The 16845-nt window shown below is 64.1% G+C and carries 15 protein-coding genes; 13 read left to right on the top strand and 2 right to left on the bottom strand.

Annotation, left to right across the window (positions count from 1 at the left end; genetic code table 11):
- Positions 1–4 precede the first annotated feature (4 nt).
- The 6 genes from mhpD to AC5LXX_RS31085 all read left to right on the top strand — a co-directional run bounded on the left by mhpD (position 5) and on the right by AC5LXX_RS31085 (position 6610).
- Positions 5–793, top strand: a complete 789-nt coding sequence (gene mhpD / locus AC5LXX_RS31060; protein WP_493413959.1) for a 2-keto-4-pentenoate hydratase — start codon at positions 5–7, stop codon at positions 791–793.
- Positions 794–810: 17 nt separating this feature from the next.
- A complete protein-coding gene (locus tag AC5LXX_RS31065) occupies positions 811–1758 on the top strand; it encodes an acetaldehyde dehydrogenase (acetylating) (RefSeq protein WP_493413960.1) in 948 nt (315 codons plus the stop codon).
- 15 nt (positions 1759–1773) lie between these two features.
- Positions 1774–2796 carry a 4-hydroxy-2-oxovalerate aldolase gene (gene dmpG, locus AC5LXX_RS31070; protein ID WP_493414316.1) on the top strand — a complete coding sequence of 341 codons (1023 nt, stop codon included), beginning with the start codon at positions 1774–1776 and terminating at the stop codon, positions 2794–2796.
- Positions 2797–2854: 58 nt separating this feature from the next.
- Entirely contained in the window at positions 2855–4108 is a 1254-nt protein-coding gene (gene mhpT / locus AC5LXX_RS31075) for a 3-(3-hydroxy-phenyl)propionate transporter MhpT (protein WP_493413961.1), read from the top strand.
- Positions 4109–4122: 14 nt separating this feature from the next.
- Positions 4123–4989, top strand: coding sequence for an alpha/beta fold hydrolase (locus AC5LXX_RS31080; protein ID WP_493413962.1), 867 nt, complete (start codon positions 4123–4125; stop codon positions 4987–4989).
- A gap of 187 nt (positions 4990–5176) precedes the next feature.
- Positions 5177–6610: an MFS transporter gene (locus AC5LXX_RS31085; protein WP_493413963.1), complete on the top strand. Its 1434-nt coding sequence runs from the start codon at positions 5177–5179 to the stop codon at positions 6608–6610.
- Positions 6611–6709: 99 nt separating this feature from the next.
- On the opposite strand, the gene AC5LXX_RS31090 is transcribed toward AC5LXX_RS31085, so the two are convergent.
- Together AC5LXX_RS31090 and AC5LXX_RS31095 are read right to left on the bottom strand one after the other, a co-directional pair.
- Positions 6710–7636 carry an amidohydrolase family protein gene (locus AC5LXX_RS31090; RefSeq protein WP_493413964.1) on the bottom strand — a complete coding sequence of 309 codons (927 nt, stop codon included), beginning with the start codon at positions 7634–7636 and terminating at the stop codon, positions 6710–6712.
- 704 nt (positions 7637–8340) lie between these two features.
- Entirely contained in the window at positions 8341–9045 is a 705-nt protein-coding gene (locus AC5LXX_RS31095; RefSeq protein WP_493413965.1) for a TetR/AcrR family transcriptional regulator, read from the bottom strand.
- A gap of 127 nt (positions 9046–9172) precedes the next feature.
- Here AC5LXX_RS31095 and AC5LXX_RS31100 point away from each other — a divergent pair, with 127 nt between their 5' ends.
- From AC5LXX_RS31100 to AC5LXX_RS31130, 7 genes are all read left to right on the top strand, one after another.
- A complete protein-coding gene (locus tag AC5LXX_RS31100; protein WP_493413966.1) occupies positions 9173–10063 on the top strand; it encodes an alpha/beta fold hydrolase in 891 nt (296 codons plus the stop codon).
- Between the two features lie 71 nt (positions 10064–10134).
- A complete protein-coding gene (locus AC5LXX_RS31105; protein WP_493413967.1) occupies positions 10135–11088 on the top strand; it encodes a VOC family protein in 954 nt (317 codons plus the stop codon).
- Positions 11085–12848, top strand: coding sequence for a bifunctional 3-(3-hydroxy-phenyl)propionate/3-hydroxycinnamic acid hydroxylase (locus tag AC5LXX_RS31110; RefSeq protein ID WP_493413968.1), 1764 nt, complete (start codon positions 11085–11087; stop codon positions 12846–12848). Before AC5LXX_RS31105 ends, AC5LXX_RS31110 begins: the two co-directional genes overlap by 4 nt.
- Positions 12849–12872: 24 nt before the next feature.
- Positions 12873–13667, top strand: coding sequence for a 2-keto-4-pentenoate hydratase (locus AC5LXX_RS31115; protein WP_493413969.1), 795 nt, complete (start codon positions 12873–12875; stop codon positions 13665–13667).
- Positions 13668–13678: 11 nt separating this feature from the next.
- The gene (locus AC5LXX_RS31120) at positions 13679–14626 is read left to right on the top strand and encodes an acetaldehyde dehydrogenase (acetylating) (protein WP_493413970.1); all 948 of its coding nucleotides are present in this window, start codon (positions 13679–13681) and stop codon (positions 14624–14626) included.
- A gap of 11 nt (positions 14627–14637) precedes the next feature.
- The gene (gene dmpG / locus AC5LXX_RS31125; RefSeq protein WP_493413971.1) at positions 14638–15681 is read left to right on the top strand and encodes a 4-hydroxy-2-oxovalerate aldolase; all 1044 of its coding nucleotides are present in this window, start codon (positions 14638–14640) and stop codon (positions 15679–15681) included.
- Between the two features lie 92 nt (positions 15682–15773).
- Complete coding sequence (locus AC5LXX_RS31130) at positions 15774–16820, top strand: amidohydrolase family protein (protein WP_493413972.1); 1047 nt, start codon at positions 15774–15776, stop codon at positions 16818–16820.
- Positions 16821–16845 lie beyond the last annotated feature (25 nt).

Genomic DNA, 16845 nt, shown 5'->3' on the forward strand with positions numbered 1-16845 from the left:
AACCATGTCGGATGACAGCAGCATTGTTTCGATGGCCGCGCGCCTGCGTGAAGCGCAGGCCTCGCGCCGGACGATCGCGCCATTGCGCGAGACGTGTCCCGAAGGCGACGCGACGCTCGCCTACGCGATCCAGCAGATCAACAACGACTTGCGCATGACGAACGGCGAGCGGGTCGTCGGCAGGAAGATCGGCCTGACCTCGCCCGCGGTGCAGAAGCAACTTGGCGTCGATCAGCCGGACTTCGGCGCGTTGTTTGCGTCGATGGCTTACGGCGACAGCCAGCCGATGCCGCTCGCGTCGTTGATCCAGCCGAAGGTCGAAGCGGAGATCGCGCTGGTGCTCGAACGCGACCTGACCGCCGAGAAACACACGTTCGCGGATCTGATCTCCGCGATCGCGTATGCGGTGGCCGCGATCGAGGTCGTCGACAGTCGCATCCGCGATTGGGACATCCGGTTTTTCGACACCGTTGCGGACAACGCGTCGAGCGCGCTGTTCGTGCTCGGCAGCCGCCCGGTCCTGCTGCGCGATATCGACCTGGCCGCGTGCGCGATGACGCTCACGCAGGACGGCGAAGTCCTGTCACGCGGCAATGGCGGCGCGTGCCTCGGCAATCCGCTGAATGCGGCGGCGTGGCTCGCGGACCGGATGGTTCGACTCGGCACGCCGCTGCGCGCGGGCGACATCGTGCTGACGGGCGCGCTTGGCCCGATGGTCGCGGTGAAGGCGGCCGGCATCTATACGGCGCACATCGAAGGGCTCGGCAGTGTGCGCGCCAGTTTCAGCGAATGACGGACGGAGACATTTCCATGGCAACAGACAACACCCGGTGCAAAGTCGCGATCATCGGATCCGGCAACATCGGCACCGACCTGATGATCAAGATCATGCGTCGGAGCAAGCATCTCGAGGTCGCGGCGATGGTTGGCATCGACCCGGCCTCGGACGGCCTCGCGCGGGCCGTGAGGCTCGGCGTGGCGACCACGCATGAAGGCGTGGAAGGGCTCGCGCGCCTGCCCGTGTTCGACGAAATCGACTTCGTGTTCGACGCGACGTCCGCCGGCGCGCATGTGAAGAACGACGCGTTCCTGCGCACGCTCAAGCCCGGCATCCGCATGATCGACCTGACGCCCGCTGCCATCGGCCCGTACTGCGTGCCGGTGGTGAACCTCGACGCGCATCTCGATGCGCCGAACGTGAACATGGTCACGTGCGGCGGACAGGCGACGATCCCGATGGTCGCCGCCGTGTCGCGGGTCGCAAAGGTGCATTACGCGGAGATCGTCGCATCGATCAGCAGCAAGTCGGCGGGGCCCGGCACGCGCGCCAACATCGACGAATTCACGGAGACGACGTCGAAGGCGATTGAAGCGGTCGGCGGCGCCGGCAAGGGCAAGGCAATCATCGTGCTCAATCCGGCCGAGCCGCCGCTCATGATGCGCGACACGGTCTATGTGCTGTCCGAAGCGGCAGACCGTTCGCTGATCGAAACGTCGGTCAGCCAGATGGCCGCTGCGGTCCAGGCCTATGTGCCCGGCTATCGCTTGAAGCAATCCGTGCAGTTCGACGACATCCACGCCGCTGCGCCATTGCATATCCCCGGACTCGGCCATTTCAGCGGACTCAAGACCTCGATCTTCATCGAAGTGGAAGGCGCGGCACATTACTTGCCGGCCTACGCGGGCAATCTCGACATCATGACGTCCGCCGCGCTGGCAACGGCCGAGCGCATGGCCGCGTCGTTCGTGAACGCCTGACGCAAGGAGCACCCGATCATGGACAAGAAACTCTATATCTCCGACGTGACGCTGCGCGACGGCATGCACGCGATCCGTCATCAGTATTCGATTCAGAACGTGCAGGACATCGCCCGTGCGCTGGACGAGGCGAAGGTCGACAGTATCGAGGTCGCGCATGGCGATGGCCTGCAGGGTTCGAGCTTCAACTACGGCTTCGGCGCGCACAGCGACCTGGAATGGATCGAGGCGGTCGCCGACGTGGTGAAGCACGCAACAATCGCGACGCTGCTGTTGCCCGGCATCGGCACGATTCATGATCTGAAGGCCGCGTACGACGCGGGGGCGCGTGTCGTCCGTGTCGCGACCCATTGCACGGAAGCGGACATTTCGAAGCAGCACATCGAGTATGCGCGCAGCCTCGGCATGGACACTGTCGGCTTTCTGATGATGAGCCACATGACCACGCCCGACAACCTCGCGATCGAAGCGAAGAAGATGGAAAGCTACGGCGCGACCTGCGTGTACGTGGTCGATTCCGGCGGCGCGATGAACATGAACGACATCCGTGCGCGCTTCCGGGCGCTCAAGGCGGTGCTGCGCCCCGAGACTCAAACCGGCATGCACGCCCATCACAACCTGAGCTTGGGCGTAGCCAACTCGATCGTTGCGGTCGAGGCGGGATGCGACCGCATCGATGCGAGTCTGGCGGGCATGGGGGCGGGCGCGGGCAATGCCCCGCTCGAAGTGTTCATCGCGGCGGCCGAGCGTCTTGGCTGGCATCACGGCACCGATCTCCATCGCCTGCTCGATGCGGCCGACGATATCGTGCGCCCGTTGCAGGACCGGCCGGTGCGCGTGGACCGCGAAACGCTCGCGCTCGGCTATGCGGGCGTGTATTCGAGCTTCCTGCGGCATGCCGAAATCGCGGCGAACAAGTACGGCCTGAAAGCCGTCGACATTCTCGTCGAGCTGGGCAAGCGACGCATGGTGGGCGGTCAGGAAGACATGATCGTCGACGTCGCGCTCGATCTGAAGAAGCGCGAAGCACGCGCCTGAACCATCAGTCATGCCACGCGCCATGAAGAGCGCTGCATCGTTCAACCTGGAGACATCAATGAAAACGTCAACGGCTTCCCCTCCGCGCGCAGGCGGTGCCATCACCATCGGCCTGTGCCTCGCAGTTGCGCTCCTCGAAGGGCTCGACCTGCAATCCACCGGCATTGCCGCGCCGCGCATGGCACGCGAGTTTCATCTCGCGGTCGCGCAGCTCGGCTGGGCATTCGGCATCGGCGCGCTCGGCCTGTTGCCGGGCGCGGCGATCGGCGGCAGGCTCGCGGACCGCATCGGCCGCAAGCGCGTGCTGATGATGTCGGTCGCGCTGTTCGGGCTATTTTCGACTGCAACAACCCAGGTGTGGGGCCTGCAGAGCCTGCTCGTCGCGCGCTTTCTCACGGGCCTCGGTCTCGGCGCGGCGATGCCGAACCTGATCGCGCTGTGCGCGGAAGCGGCAGCGCCCGGACACCGCAGCACGGCGGTCGGCGCGATGTATTGCGGCATGCCGTTCGGTGCGGCGCTCGCGGCCGTGATCGGCATCGTCAGCCCGGGCGCCGAGGGCTGGCGGCACATCTTCTATGTCGGCGGGATCGGGCCGCTGCTGACCTTGCCGCTGCTGGCGCTGTTCCTGAAGGAGTCGACGCACTTCGTCGCGGCGAGCCTGGGTGCGGCCCGGGAGTCGAAGGACGGCATCGTGCGCGCGCTGTTCAGCGACGGACGTGCGGTGACGACCATCGCGCTGTGGATCAGCTACCTGGGAACGCTGATCGTGCTGTATTTCCTGATGAACTGGTTGCCGTCGATGGTGCTCTCGCGCGGCCTCACGCCGGTACAGGCCAGCATCGTGCAGATGATGTTCAACATCGGCGGCGGCGTCGGCGCGATCGTGATCGCAGGGCTGATGGATCGCATTGGCAAGCGGCCGGTCGTGGTCGGCATGTATGCGGGCATCGCCGCTGCGTTGCTGGCGCTCGCCAGCGCGACGGGCAGCGTGTCGATGGCATGGGGCGGCCTGCTGGCGGGGTTGTTTCTCGTCGGCGCGCAATCGGTGCTGTATGCGCTCGCCGGTGCAACGTATCCGACGCGCATGCGCGGCACGGGCGTCGGCGCGGCGGTGGCCGTCGGCCGTGTGGGTTCGATGGTCGGCCCGCTGATCGCCGGGCAAATGCTTGCGTTGGGCCAGAGCGCGTCGATGCTCGTGATCTCGAGCATTCCGCTCATCGTGATCGCGGCGCTCGGCGCGCTCGCCGTGGTCGCGAAATCTCCGCGCGAGCCGGCCAACGGCTCGCACTCACTTGGAACCGAATCGATCTGACGAAGGACATCGACATGACTGACAACGTGATTCATACAGAAGCCGCAACCAGCAAGTTCGTGAACGTGATGGAAGGCGGCACGGAACTGCGGGTGCACTACAACGACACCGGCGCAGGGTCGGAAACGCTGGTGCTGCTGCACGGTTCCGGCCCGGGCGCGAGCGGCTGGGCCAACTTCTATCGCAACGTGGACGCGTTCGCTGACGCGGGCTACCGCGTGATCCTCGTCGACTGCCCCGGCTGGGGCAAGAGCGATTCGATCGTCTGTACCGGCTCGCGCTCCGACCTCAACGCGCGCGTGCTGAAGGGCGTACTGGATACGCTCGGCATCGAACGCGCACATCTCGTCGGCAATTCGATGGGCGGGCATAGCGCGGTGGCATTCGCGCTGTCGTTTCCGGAGCGCGTCGGCAAGCTGGTGCTGATGGGCGGCGGCACGGGCGGGCCGAGCCAGTTCGTGCCGATGCCGACCGAAGGCATCAAGCTGCTGCAGGGGCTGTATCGCGAGCCAACGCTCGAGAACCTGCAGAAGATGCTCAACGTCTTCGTCTACGATGCGAGCACGATGACGGAAGAGCTGATGCAGACGCGGCTCGAGAACATGCTTGCGCGGCGGGACCATCTCGAGAACTTCGTGAAAAGCCTGGCGGCCAATCCGAAGCAGTTCCCGGACTATGGTCACCGGTTGAACGAGATCAAGTCGCCGGCGCTCGTGATCTGGGGGCGCGACGATCGTTTCGTGCCGATGGATGTGGGCCTGCGGCTCGTGTGGGGCATGCCGAATGCTCACCTGCATGTATTCGGGCGATGCGGGCACTGGGCGCAGTGGGAGCATGCGGACGCATTCAATCGCATGGTGCTCGACTTTCTGCAAAATTAAGCGGCAGGCACTCGCGGTTGTCGCGGGTGCCACGCCTCTTTCCTGCAAGCGGGGCAGTGGGCTCGGCACGTTCGGGGAAGACGGGTTCATCGAGTTGCTCGAGTCGCGGAATGCGTATGTTCCGTTCGGTCTCTGACGGCTTGCGCCCAACAGAACCGGTAGGGCACGGATGTCCAGTCCGGTGCGCATGAGCATACGTCAAGTCTTGTTACTGGCGGTTGATCACAGTGTTGCCGCCATCGTTTGCACAATCGAACGCCGCCTGCTTGCCTTCGTATTTGCCTGTTATCCGGCGTATCCGGCCAAATGGCCGCGCGCCGGCAACCCCATCGAGCGTCACAAGGAGTCGGACATGAGCGCAGCACCCGGAGAGGGCGGAGGTGCCGGTGGACCCAGCAAGCTGCAACTCGCCACCATCGTTGCCGGGGCCGCAATCGGCATGGCTTTGGGTTATGCCCCGGTATTCAATGCGACTGCCGGCGTATTTGCGCCCGTCGTGCTGCGTGAATTCCATTGGACGCGGGAACAGGCGGCCATGTCCTACGCGGCGTCAATGGGCGGGCTCGCCGCGGCGAGCCCGTTCATCGGCATGCTGATGGATCGTTTCGGCGTGCGCCGCGTGATTCTCGTCTCGGCAATCGCGTTCTGTCTTGCGGTGGCATGCATGGGGCTGCAGAGCGGCGCCATTGGCGCCTGGATTGCGCTATCGCTGGTGATCGGTGTGTCGGGTGCCGCCACGTCGGTACTCGGCTACCTTGCGATCCTTCCGCAGTGGTTCGACCGGCGCCTCGGGCTCGCGACGGGGTGCGCCATGGTCGGACTCGGTGTGGGCACGGCAGCCGCGCCCACGGTCACCCAGCACCTCATCGCCGCATTCCACTGGCGCCACGCGTACCAGATCAGCGCGTGCGTGTCGCTCGCGGGCTCGCTCGTTGCCTATGCGCTGATCAGGGAACGAAAGGTGGCGCCGCGGCCACCAAGGGACGATCGCTTTGGCGACATCACCGGCGCAGAGCAGACCTTCTCGGCGGTCAAGCTTGGCACGATCGTCGTGGTCGCTTTTCTCGCGTCGAGTGCGACGCTCTCGCTCAATCCGCATTTGCCGGTGCTGTTGGCGGATCGCGGCTTGTCACCCGTGGCTGCGGCGAACTGCGCGTCGCTGATCGGCGTCGGAATACTCATCGGGCGCCTGATTTCCGGTGTCCTGATCGATTACCTTCATGCGCCGCTGGTCGGCGCAGGCTTCCTGCTCGCCGGCGCGCTGGGGTACCTGCTGCTCATGAACGCGTCGTCCCTGCCATCCGTGCTGCTCGCGTGCGCCTGCATCGGCCTCGCGATAGGAGCAGAGGGGGACCTGCTGTCCTATCTGGTCCGGGCCTATCTGGGGCTGAAACGTTTTGGCCTCCACTATGGCATCGCGTTCGCGGGCTACGGTGTCGGCGCAGTCGTGGGCCCCCTCGCGGCTGGCCGCTACTTCGACCTGTATCGCAGCTATGCGTTACCGCTCCGGCTCGCGCCGATCGTGCTGGTCATCGCCAGCGCGCTGCTCGTCTCGCTCGGCAAATATCGCACGTTGCGATCAGGTCAACCGAAGGGCAGGTTCGTGAGCGCCGACACCTGAATGGCAGGAACGGCAGCGGAGAAGAACCCGCTGCTGACTCAAAGTGGACGCGCACGAGAAAGCAGGGGGGCACCGGCATCCGGTGCCCCCTGCTTTTTCTTACCCCGCCACCAGTCGCGGGAACAGACGTTCCGCGTTACCGCGATAAATCGCGTGTCGCTGCGCGTCCGTCAGCGGAAACGTTTCGAGCATCCGGGTGAAATCGACCGACCGGTCCTTGTTGGCATACGGCCAATCGCTCCCGAACGTGATCCGGGACGGATCGGCGAACGCCAGCAACGCCGGCAACGCGTAGGGGCTGCTCGAGAGCGCCGTGTCGAAGTAAAAGCGCCTGAGTCGCGCCAGGCCGTCCTCGGTGCTGTTGTCGGGCGACACGACACGCGCAATGCGCTGTGCTGCGTAGGGGACAAACCCGCCTGCGTGCGACAGGATGAATTTCACGTCAGGAAAGCGCTCGAGCCAGCCGGCTTTCGCAATGTTGATCGCCGCGCGCGTCGTGTCGAGCAGAAAGTCTGCCGCATACGGGGGGATCCCGGGCACCGGCTCGCAGGGCAGATCGCCCGGGTGAATGAACACGACGGCCTGACGGCGGTTCAACTCGTCGAACAGCGGTGCCCAGGATTCGTCACCCAGGTACGTGCCTCGTACGCTACTGATCAGCACCACGCCGTCCGCACGGAGCGTATCCATGGCATAGGTCGCCTCCGCGATCGCGCCTTCGACATCCGGTAGCGTCAGCGTCGCGAAGAACCCGAAGCGGCCGGGGTGTCGCGAGACGACGGCGGCAGTGAATTCGTTGACCTCCCGTGCTTTCTCGCGCGCCTCGATGTCATCGCCCAGATGAACCCCCGGCGTCGATACGGAGAAAATGCCCGTTGCCGTGCCCTCCGCTTCCATCAGAGCGAGCGCCCCTTCTTCGCTCCAGTGCGGGATCGGAAGACCCCCCGCCGTGATGCCGCGACTTTCCAGCCATGCTGCATAGGATGGCGGGACGATGTGATGGTGTGTATCGATTTTCGTGAGCATTTCGCATCTCCTGTTCGTGTGGCGCGACGCGAGGTCTTCGCGCGCTCCGTGAATCCTCCACATCAGTCTAAGGACGCCAGCAGGCGCATCAAATATTTCTCCGGCGTGTGCGAGGAGTGCACCGACAAACCGCTTTCGGTGTCGTTCGGTGAAAGCGACGGAGGGGGGCGATGGGGGTACCGAGGCGGGGAAATCGACTTGATGGCGGCATGGGAGCGGTGAAGTCATGCCCGATTCCGGGAACCGCATGGTCTTCGCCGAAGTTTCATCCCGGGGCGAATACGCAATGACCGAATTCGGACGAACGCTCGCCACGGTGATCGAGGCGATAACGCAACGGGCGACGCTTGTATCGACCGACTGACGCAACACGTGTGACGCGGGCCGTGCTCGATCTGCTTGCCGCAGGTCAACCGAGTGGGCCTGTCGTCGTTTGCGTCAGGTCCAACCGCTCTTGGTTCGATTTGAGCTACGTACTACGGGCGGGTGGATCCGTCCGGACGAGCGGGGAAGGCCACTGATGCGCGAAGCAATGGGCGTCCGCGAATGGTGGCGTATGGATGGCACGGTGGGTGGCGCTGTTTAATACGAACAATCCGCCTGCTCGAAACGATCGCGTCGAATTCGGGCAACGTGTTCATGCTCGCCGGCCGGTGTCGCCTCGATCGGCTGCTCCGCGTGATGGCGTGCCGCGAGGCGATCGATCATGAGCAGGCGTCGGGTTGCTTCGCCGCACGCACACGCCCTCGTTCCAGCAGGGACGTTTCAGGCGGCATGACCAGCGTCAGTTCGTCGAGCACGAGTCGCTGCGCTTCGTCTCCATCGACGCCCAGGCCGCGCAGAATCGCGGCAACGATCTGTTCGGGCGATTCGGCCACCTTAGCTTGTTCGGTGAGTCGATGAATCGTAGTGAGGGCAGTTCCGGCAATCATGTCGAGCGCCAGATCAACCGTCACGCCCTGAAACCGGCCGGTCGCCAGCCCTTGCTGGATGTGGACCGGCAGGTACACGTAGATCAGGCTGCTCGGGCCGACGGCATGGACGCCAGCCGCTGAAATGAAGCGCGCAAGCAACGGATAGGCACGTGCGGCATACAGGAACATCCGGACGCCGCACGCAATTCTTCGCGCCGGATCTTCGTACGCGCCCACGACCGTTTCGATCAGGCGGAGCAACTCGTCGTTGAGCTCCTGCGTCACCGCCTCGAGCAGTTCCTCATTGGTGCGGAAGTAGTTGTAGAAGGTGCCTTGCGACACATCGGCTGCTGCAATGACGTCCTGGATGACACTGGCGCCAATCCCTTTCTCGGCAAAAACGAGCATCGCGCTTTCGATCAGCCGCGCGCGCATCCGTTCGCGGCGCTGCGCGGCAACACGGGTCCGATGATCAATGGTCGTGGATTCACTCATGTGCCGATTATACGGTGCGGCCGACGGGCGCCCGACCGCGCGCTAGGTAAAAACGAGAGTATTGTCATAATGACATCAATCTCATTACAATGAATCACACCTCGCGAAATCAGGAGCAGTCGACGCCATGGACACCCCCTCCATCACACACGCAATGCGCCAACGCACCGTCAGGGTCGGCACGCGGCAAGTTTTTCTATCGGAAGCAGGCGAAGGGCCTGCCGTACTGATGCTGCATGGCGGTGGGCCGGGCGCATCGGGCCTGTCGAACTACGCGCGGAACATCGACGCGCTCGCGCGCCATTTCCGGGTGCTGGTGCCCGACATGCCCGGGTTCGGCCAGTCCACGAAAGGCGTCGACCGCAACGATCCGTTCGGAGATCTCGCGGAAGGCATGCTCGGCATGCTGGACGCGCTCGGAATCCCGAGTGCGCACGCAATCGGGAATTCACTCGGCGGCGCCTGTGCCCTTCGCATGGCGCTGGAGAGTCCTCAAGCGGTGGGCCGGCTCGTGTTGATGGGCCCCGGCGGCGTCAATACGACGCGTCAGGTGCCCACGCCCGGCCTCAAGCGCTTGCTGAACTACTACAAGGGCAATGGCCCGAGTCTCGAGAAGCTCACCACGTTCATTCGCGGCGATCTCGTGTTCGACGGCAGCCTCGTGCCGCAATCGATGATCGAGGAACGCTTTCGGGCCAGCACCGACCCGGCCGTCGTCGCGAGCCCGCCTTTGCTGGGCCCCAAGGGCATCCCGAAGTTCAGCCATCTCGACTTCACGCGGGATGCGCGACTGGCATCCGTGCGCAATCCGACGCTGGTGTTGTGGGGCGTGGATGACAAGGTCAATCGGGCCAGCGGCGCGTACGCACTCCAGAAGCGCATGCAGAACTGCGATGTCTACCTGTTCAGCAATACCGGACACTGGGTGCAGTGGGAGCGGTCGAACGAATTCAACGCCGCCGTGCTGGCCTTCCTTGCGCAGGGCGATGCGGCAGCACGCGTCGTCGCTGCCCGTTGATCGAGGGGGATGTCATGCCGACAATCGCTAGCGCGCGGTTATCCACCAGCAGCTTGTTTGGCCGTGTGCGGATGGGCTACCTGCTGGCCGAATCGGCCCGGCTGCGCGAATGGACGAAATTCGCGTCGGAAGGCCTGGGGCTTCACGTCGATACCCCCGATCCACATCTGGTCGCATGCCGCATCGACTCGCACGAGCGGCGTTTGATCATTCGCGATGGCACGGCCGAAGACGTCATTGCAATCGGATGGCAGCTCGACGACCGCGAGGCGCTTGAGCTTGCCGTCGCACGAATTTCCGCACGCGGGGTGCGTATAGAGGAAGGAAGCAAGGAAGAAGCGGCCATGCGCGGCGTGAAGCGATTCTGGTTCTTCGCCGGGCCGAAGAAACTGCGCACGGAATTGTTCACGGAACCGGTCATCAGCGAGCTTCCGCTGCGCATGAGTGCGACCGGCTTCGTGACAGGCGCGTCGGGGATGGGGCATGTCGCCGTCACGACCCGACAACCGGAAGTGATGCAGCAGTTTTGGAAAGACGTGTTCGATGCGCGCCTGTCCGACGAAATCGAAGACAGGATGCAAGGTCTGAATCTCGACTTCGCGTTCCTCCGGTTCAACGAGCGACATCATTCGTTCGCGACCGCGTCGACACGCGGGATCCGCCTGAATCCGCTGCGCACGCAGATTCACCACATGAATCTTCAATGCGCATCCCTCGACGACGTGACGCAAGCCTATCTCAGGTGTCGTGCGATGGGCTATCCGATCGCGAATGCAATCGGCCAGCATCCCAATGATCGTGAACTCTCGTTCTACGTTCAGACGCCATCGGGCTTCGAGATCGAGCTCGGCTGGAACCCGATCGTGGTCGACGAACAAACATGGCATCCGGCGCTTTATCAAGGCATCAGTCTATGGGGCCATCGTCCCGAAAACCTGAGCCTTGGCGTGCGGTTGGCGCGCGTGCGTCACGCGCTTGCATCGCTGACGCGTCCGGAATTTTCTGTACAAGGAGAGCGGTCATGAACGGAGCACATCCGAATGATGCGTGCGATGTCGCGATCGTCGGATTGGGGCCGACCGGCCTCATTCTCGCGCACATGCTCGGCCAGGCTGGCCACCAGGTCGTCGTGCTGGAGCGCGAACCCGTGTTCTACGGTAACGCGCGAGCGGTCTACACCGACGACGAGTGCATGCGGATTTTCCAGCATCTCGACGTGGCCGACGAGGTCCAGTCGCGGATGATGATGGAGACGCCCGTCCAGCTCGTGCGGCGCGACGGCACGCCGATCACCCAATATATGCCGCGCAAGCGTCCGTTCGGCTGGCCGGTGATCAACTTCTTCTACCAGCCGTACCTGGAAACGACGCTGGCCGAGACGCTCGCGCGCTATCCCGACGTCGACGTGCGACGGGGCCGCGAAGTCGTCGACTTCGCCCAGGACGCGGACGGCGTGAACGTCACGCATCAGGCGACGCGCGAAGCGCGGTTCAGCGACAGTCACGATGCGCGCGAGCGCGTGGAAGGCGATCCCGATATCAGAACCCTGCGGGCGCGCTATCTGATCGGCGCCGACGGTGGCCGGAGCATCGTGCGCACGAAGCTCGGGATCGAGATGTCCGGCAAGAGCTTTCCCGAGCCGTGGCTCGTCGTGGACCTCGAACGCAAGCCCGGGACCGACGCGTTGCGTCATCTGCCGTACTTCAATTTCGTCGTCGACCCGAAGCTGCCGGTCGTGAGCTGCGTTCAGCCCGCACAATTCCATCGCTTCGAATTCATGTTGATGCCGGGCGAAACGAAGGAAAACATGGAGCGGCCGGAGACGGTCCGGCAGTATCTGTCGCGGTTCGTCGACCCCGATCAGTTCGTGATCAAGCGCAAGCTCGTCTATACGTTCAACGCGCTGATTGCGTCGAAGTGGCGGGTCGGACGCGTGCTGCTCGGCGGCGACGCCGCTCACATGACGCCGCAGTTCATGGGGCAGGGTGCGAGTTCCGGCGTGCGCGACGCGTACAACCTCGGCTGGAAGCTCGATCTCGTGTTGCGCGGCCTCGCGGCCGACACGCTGCTGGACACGTACCAGTCGGAACGGCATGCGCACGCGAAGGCGATGATCGACACGTCCGTCCTGCTCAAGAACGTCGTGTCGGCACGCAGCCTGTCCGCCACGCTGGTGCGGGACATGTCCCTCGGCATCATCCGGGCCATCCCGCCGCTCAGGCGCTGGCTCGAGGGGGGCGGCTTCAAGCCGATGCCCGTCTATCGCAAGAACGCCTACCTGGGTTTGCCGCGCCGTCGCCGGCGCGGCCCGGAGGGCGCGTTGACTCCGCAACCTGAGGTGCGTCTTTTCAACGGTGACCGGAAAAAACTCGACGACCTGCTCGGCCACGGCTTTTCGCTGATCGGATTGAACGTCGATCCTTCTCGCTGCATGGATGAGGTGTCGCGGGCAACGCTCGGCGCACTGTCGGTACGCAGCGTGACGATGTACGCGTATGGCGGCCGCCCGCAAGGGCTCGAAGGCGTCAATCGGGACAACGTGATCGAGGTCGCCGAAGTCGAGGATATCGGTGGCGAGATGATCGCATGGTTCAACAAGGCGGGGTTCAAGACGCAGGCCGTTGCGGTACTGAGACCCGACCGCTTCGCCTTCGCCGTCGTTCCCGTCGGCGAGCTCGACAGGACCATTCGCCAACTGCGGGAGCGGCTCGGATTCGGGGCCCGCTCAGGCGACGGACTCGCCCGCCTGTCAAAGACCGCACCGGCTGTCGCGCAAGCGGCCTGATCCACGATTTCACATTCTTCCGCCATGTCTCATTCATTCGACCCGGCAGCCGTTCAGGCGGCTGCAAAAGCATTACGTGATGCACGTGACTCACGTACGCCGATCGACCCGATCGCCACGCGGTTCGGCATTGCCGGTCTCGACGCGGCGTATGCCGTGTCGGCACTCAACACCGCTGCCCGGATCGCCGACGGCCGACGCATCGTCGGCAAGAAGATCGGCCTGACGTCGGTTGCGGTTCAGCAGCAGTTGCGCGTCGACCAGCCCGATTTCGGCGTGCTGTTCGACGACATGGAATATCACGATGGCGACGAGGTGCCGCTGAGCCGCCTGATGCAGCCGAAGATCGAGGCGGAAGTGGCGTTCGTCGTTGGATGCGACATGGCCCATGAAGCGCCGAGCTATGGACAGGTACTGTCGGCGCTCGACTATGCGCTGCCGGCACTCGAGATCGTCGACAGCGCGATCTCGGACTGGCGCATCGCGCTCGAGGATACGGTGGCCGACAACGCATCCTGCGGACTCTATGTGCTCGGCAATCAACCGGTGTCGCTCGGTGGAATTTCCATCGGGGAACTGGGTATGTCGATGACGCGCGACGGAACGACCGTGTCGACCGGAACGGGTGCCGCATGTCTCGGCCATCCGCTGCGGGCCGTGTACTGGCTGGCCCGCACGATGGCGCGGCGCGGGCAGATGTTGCGTGAGGGCGACGTGATCCTGTCGGGAGCGCTGGGTCCGATGATGCCGGTCGGCGCTGGCGACACGATTCATGCGCAGATCGGTGCGCTCGGCAGCGTCAGCTGCCGTATCGGATGAGGGCGAGACCGATGAGCACGAAACGGAAAGTCGCCATCATCGGCAGCGGGAATATCGGTACCGACCTGATGATCAAGATTCTGCGCCACGGCGAGCATCTCGAGATGGGCGCGATGGTGGGGATCGACGCGGCGTCGGACGGGTTGCAGCGCGCGGCGCGCCTGGGTGTGGCGACGACGCATGAAGGTGTCGAGGGCCTGGCCCGCATGCCGGTGTTCGACGAGATCGACATCGTGTTCGATGCGACGTCGGCCGCGGCGCATACGCGGAACGATGCGTTCCTGCGCACCGTCAAGCCGGGCATGCGCGTCGTGGACCTGACGCCGGCCGCGATCGGACCGTATTGCATTCCGGTCGTGAACGGCGAGGATCATCTCGACGCGTTGAATATCAACATGGTGACGTGTGGCGGCCAGGCCACGATTCCGATGATCGCGGCGGTATCGCGGGTCGCGAAAGTGCACTACGGCGAGATCGTCGCGTCCATCGCAAGCAGGAGTGCCGGGCCCGGCACGCGCGCCAGCATCGACGAGTTCACCGAGACGACATCACGGGCGATCGAAGCAGTCGGCGGTGCCGTGAAGGGGAAGGCGATCATTGTGCTCAATCCCGCCGAGCCGCCGCTGATGATGCGCGATACGGTGTACACGCTGAGCGACTTCGCCGATGAACGCGAGATCGAGGCATCGGTCGCCGGGATGGTGGACGCCGTCCGGACGTACGTGCCCGGGTATCGACTGAAACAACGGGTTCAGTTCGATCGTATCGAGGCTGGGCGGCCAATCCGGATCCCGGGCGTCGGCGAGCGGATGATCGGCCTCAAGACCTCGATCCTGCTCGAAGTCGAAGGCGCCGCGCACTACCTGCCGTCTTATGCCGGCAACCTCGACATCATGACGAGTGCAGCCAAGGCCGCGGCAGAACGGCTCGCGGCCCGTCTCGCGGCCCATCAACAGTGAGTGCCTGCCCGATGGACAAGAAGCTCTATCTCTCCGACGTGACGTTGCGCGACGGCAGTCATGCCATCCGTCATCAGTACAGCCTCGCGCAAGTGAGCGAGATCGCCGCCGCACTCGATGCCGCCGGGGTCGATTCGATCGAAGTCGCGCATGGCGACGGATTGCAAGGCAGCAGCTTCAACTACGGATTCGGCGCACATACGGACGTCGAGTGGATCGAGGCCGTGGCGAGTGTCGTCACGCATGCGAAGGTCGCGACGCTGCTGCTGCCGGGGATTGGCACCATCCATGACCTGAGGGCCGCCTACGACGCCGGTGCACGGATCGTACGTGTCGCGACCCACTGCAGCGAAGCCGATATTGCCCGCCAGCACATCGAGTACGCGCGGGAACTCGGGATGGACGCAGTGGGCTTCCTGATGATGAGCCACATGCAGACGCCGCGAGGATTGGCAGAGCAGGCCAGGTTGATGGAGGGCTACGGCGCCACTTGCTGCTACGTGGTGGATTCGGGCGGCGCGATGAACATGAACGACATCCGCGACCGGATGCGGGCGTTCAAGGACACGCTGAAGCCCGAAACACAGACGGGCATCCATGCGCATCACAACTTGAGCCTGGGTGTGGCGAATTCGATCGTCGCGGTTGAAGAGGGCTGCGACCGGATCGACGCCAGTCTTGCCGGCATGGGCGCAGGCGCCGGCAACGCACCGCTCGAGGTGTTCGTCGCGGCAGCCGATCGCCTCGGCTGGCGGCACGGTACCGATCTCTACCGCCTGATGGATGCCGCCGACGACATTGTGCGCCCGCTCCAGGATCGCCCGGTGCGGGTCGACCGCGAGACACTCGCGTTGGGTTACGCCGGCGTGTATTCGAGCTTCCTGCATCACGCGGAGCGGGCCGCCGCGAAGTACGGGCTCAAGTCCCTGGACATTCTGGTGGAGCTGGGCCGGCGCGGCATGGTTGGCGGACAGGAGGACATGATCGTCGACGTCGCGCTGGATCTTCTGAGCGTGCCAGGAGCGACGCGCGGCGCGTCAGCCGCCGCGATCTAGGAGCCCAGCATTCATTCGGCTTGACGAAGCGAACGGGATCATTCCATTTGGTTCGTACTAGATATTGTTTTCAATTCATATTGGAGAGTAGGGTGAGCCGTATCGACGTTCATCATCACTTTGTTCCACCCGTATATCGCACTGCCATGTCCAGGCACGGCCTGACAAAGGTTGCGGGCGCCGATCTCCCCGCCTGGACCGAGGCAGAATCGCTGGCGGTGATGGATGCGAATGCCATTCGCGTCGCGTTGCTGTCGATCTCGGCGCCGGGCGTGTATTTCGGCAATCTCGATGAGGCGTGTGCGCTTGCACGAGGATGCAACGAGTACGCCGCCGAACTGCGTCAGCGACACCCCGATCGTTTCGGATCGTTTGCGGTCTTGCCCATGCCGTTTACCGATCACGCGTGCAAGGAAGCGATCCATGCACTGGATGTGCTTGGCGCGGACGGTATCGTGCTGTTGGGGAGTACCGAGGGGCGCTTTCTCGGCTCGCCGGAATTCGACGAGCTGATGGCCGAGCTGGACAGGCGCCAGGCGGTTGTGTTCGTGCATCCGAACCTGCACCGGTCAAGCGAAGAACTCGGGTTGATCGCGCCGGGCTTTCTGATCGAGTTCCTGTGCGATACGACGCGTGCCGCGCTGAACCTCGTCCTGACCGGCACGATGGAGCGCTACCACAATATCCGCTGGATCCTGGCGCATGCGGGCGGCTTCGTTCCCTATGTCGCGTGGCGCCTGTCACTTGCCAATCTTTTCCCCGAGTTCGTATCCAGCATGCCGGCAGGCATGCTGACGTACATCCGGAGATTCCACTTCGACACTGCGCTTTCTCCGGCTGACTTTCCACAGGCGGCGCTGCGCGAACTGGTCGATCCGTCGCAGGTGCTGTTCGGTAGTGATTTCCCGTTCGCGCCTGCCCCGGTGACAGCCATGCAATGCGACACGCTGGAGCATTCGAAGATCTGGGATGCCAATGCGCGCGCGGGGATCGAGTCGGGCAATGCTCTGCGGCTGTTTCCCCGCCTGGGGGGCTTACCCATGGAAGCGCCCCTGAATCGTGCCGATCCGTTGACGTCCCTGAAGCGGGCTGCTGCCGTGGCAAGCGTTCGCGTGATCAGCAAGCTCAGAAATCGTTGACCGATATTCCGATCTGTCTCGCGAC

Source organism: Burkholderia torrens (assembly GCF_984668525.1).

Excerpts from the sequence above, each read along its gene's own strand:
- mhpD (WP_493413959.1), top strand. The coding sequence starts at position 5 with ATGTCGGATGACAGCAGCATTGTTTCGATGGCCGCGCGCCTGCGTGAA.
- AC5LXX_RS31065 (WP_493413960.1), top strand. The coding sequence starts at position 811 with ATGGCAACAGACAACACCCGGTGCAAAGTCGCGATCATCGGATCCGGC.
- mhpT (WP_493413961.1), top strand. The coding sequence starts at position 2,855 with ATGAAAACGTCAACGGCTTCCCCTCCGCGCGCAGGCGGTGCCATCACC.
- AC5LXX_RS31080 (WP_493413962.1), top strand. The coding sequence starts at position 4,123 with ATGACTGACAACGTGATTCATACAGAAGCCGCAACCAGCAAGTTCGTG.
- AC5LXX_RS31085 (WP_493413963.1), top strand. The coding sequence starts at position 5,177 with ATGAGCATACGTCAAGTCTTGTTACTGGCGGTTGATCACAGTGTTGCC.
- AC5LXX_RS31090 (WP_493413964.1), bottom strand. The coding sequence starts at position 7,636 with ATGCTCACGAAAATCGATACACACCATCACATCGTCCCGCCATCCTAT.
- AC5LXX_RS31095 (WP_493413965.1), bottom strand. The coding sequence starts at position 9,045 with ATGAGTGAATCCACGACCATTGATCATCGGACCCGTGTTGCCGCGCAG.
- AC5LXX_RS31100 (WP_493413966.1), top strand. The coding sequence starts at position 9,173 with ATGGACACCCCCTCCATCACACACGCAATGCGCCAACGCACCGTCAGG.
- AC5LXX_RS31105 (WP_493413967.1), top strand. The coding sequence starts at position 10,135 with ATGGGCTACCTGCTGGCCGAATCGGCCCGGCTGCGCGAATGGACGAAA.
- AC5LXX_RS31110 (WP_493413968.1), top strand. The coding sequence starts at position 11,085 with ATGAACGGAGCACATCCGAATGATGCGTGCGATGTCGCGATCGTCGGA.
- AC5LXX_RS31115 (WP_493413969.1), top strand. The coding sequence starts at position 12,873 with ATGTCTCATTCATTCGACCCGGCAGCCGTTCAGGCGGCTGCAAAAGCA.
- AC5LXX_RS31120 (WP_493413970.1), top strand. The coding sequence starts at position 13,679 with ATGAGCACGAAACGGAAAGTCGCCATCATCGGCAGCGGGAATATCGGT.
- dmpG (WP_493413971.1), top strand. The coding sequence starts at position 14,638 with ATGGACAAGAAGCTCTATCTCTCCGACGTGACGTTGCGCGACGGCAGT.